1 pseudogene is annotated in these 652 nt (G+C 59.4%); it reads left to right on the plus strand.

What is annotated here, in order from left to right:
• Positions 1-58 precede the first annotated feature (58 nt).
• Positions 59-652: pseudogene (locus QCE79_RS33365) on the plus strand (D-lactate dehydrogenase); the annotation flags it as partial.

Here is a 652-nt window from a genome sequence, read left to right on the forward strand (position 1 = left end):
CACGTAGGCGAACCGGAGCAGGTGCTAGCACAATGGGTCGAAATGCTCACCCGCTTTGATGACCTTCGCCGTGCGGCTCGACACGTTTGCGGCGCAACATGGCGCTAAGGTCTTCTGCGTAGGGACCAACGACACGAGCGTGCTCACCGACATCCGACGCCACGGGCTCGCCAGCTCTACGCACTTACCCAATGCAGGCGAGTACATGCACCGCGATGCGTTCGACGTCGCGAAGCGATACGGCAAGGACCTGTTGGTCATCATCGACCGGTTCGGCACGTCCCGTTTGCCCATGTTTTTTGCATTGAGACGCGTTTCGATGCCGTGTTTGATCGCTATAGTTTCGTGCCGAAGCATTTTACCGATCGTGTGCTGCAATGGCTCAGCGGCCTAGCGCCGGAGCATCTCCCAGCACGTCTTGATGAGTATCACAGCCGGTACGAACATCATCTAGTGTTGAAGGTGCCGACAGCGGGCACCGATGAAGCGCGGGCGTGTCTGTCGGAACGCTTCGCGCACGCGAATGGCGCCTACTTCGAATGTACCGACGACGAAGGCCGCAAGGCGTTTCTGCATCGGTTCGCTGCGGCCAGCGCGGCGGTGCGTTACCTCGCAGTGCATTACCGTGAAGTAGAACATATCGTCGCGCTGG

Origin of the sequence: Caballeronia sp. LZ003 (assembly GCF_031451465.1) — a bacterium.
In the GTDB taxonomy this organism is placed as follows: Bacteria; Pseudomonadota; Gammaproteobacteria; order Burkholderiales; family Burkholderiaceae; genus Caballeronia.